The sequence below is a fragment of the Arthrobacter sp. TB 26 genome (assembly GCF_000427315.1).
Lineage (GTDB): Bacteria > Actinomycetota > Actinomycetes > Actinomycetales > Micrococcaceae > Arthrobacter.
Genome location: NZ_AUPJ01000293.1, coordinates 3,711 through 4,716, shown reverse-complemented (window position 1 = coordinate 4,716; position 1,006 = coordinate 3,711). Strand labels below are relative to the sequence as shown.

Annotated in this window: 1 pseudogene (running past one end of the window); it reads right to left on the bottom strand. The window is 71.3% G+C overall.

The window, feature by feature from the left end:
- Positions 1-30 precede the first annotated feature (30 nt).
- Positions 31-1,006, bottom strand: a pseudogene (gene mshC, locus K789_RS22835) (cysteine--1-D-myo-inosityl 2-amino-2-deoxy-alpha-D-glucopyranoside ligase); it runs 312 nt beyond the window's last position.

Sequence of the window (1,006 nt, the reverse complement as noted above, 5' to 3'; positions counted from 1 at the left end):
CCAGCCGATGGGCGCGTCGCCGGGCCGTGCTTAGAGTTCGACCCCGAGCAGCGCATTGACGGCGTCGCTCACCAGTGCGGCATCCGACGGGGATCCGGTGTGGCCGGCCTCGAGGGCCGATTTTGCCCAGTCATCGACGGCGGCGACGGCCCCGGGGGCGTTCAGGTCGTTGGAGAGCTCGGCCCGCAGGCGGGACACCAGCCCGGCGGCCGACCCAACGGGTGCCGCCGCGGCGGCGGTCCGCCAGGTGCGGAGCCTTTCCTTGGCTTCGGCGAACCCCGTCTCGGTCCAGGACCAGTCGCTGCGGTAGTGGTGGGCCAGGATGGCCAGCCGGATCGCGGCCGGATCCTCGCCGGCGGCGCGGAGTTTGGAAACCAGGACCAGGTTCCCCTTGGACTTGCTCATCTTCTCGCCGTCCAGTCCCACCATGCCGGCGTGCGCGAAGTGTTGCGCCAGCGGAACGCCGGCCAGTGAGTAGGCGTGCCCGGCGCCCATTTCGTGGTGCGGGAAGATCAGGTCCGAGCCGCCGCCCTGCACTGTGAACGGGGCCGGCAGGTACTTTTGGGCGATGACGGTGCATTCGATGTGCCATCCGGGCCGGCCCTCGCCGAGGTCGCCGCCCGGCCAGCTCGGTTCGCCCTCGCGGGCAACCCGCCAGAGCAGCGGGTCCAGGGCCTGCCGCTTGCCGGCCCGGCCGGGGTCGCCGCCGCGTTCGGCAAAGAGCTCCAGCATCTCGGCGTCGGACAGCCCGGACACGGCCCCGAGGGTCCAGGCATCCGTGGCCTCGGCGGAGTGCTTGCTGGCGGCCTCGACGTCGTAATAGACGTCCCCGTCAGGCTCGCCGGCAGTGCCGGCCACCCGGTACGCCAGTCCACGCTGCACCAGCCGTTCGATGGCGGGCACGATCAGGGGGATGGCTTCAACGGCGCCCACATAGTGGTCCGGGGCCAGCACGTTGAGGGCTTCCATGTCCGTCTGGAAGAGCTTGATCTGGCTGGCGGCGAGG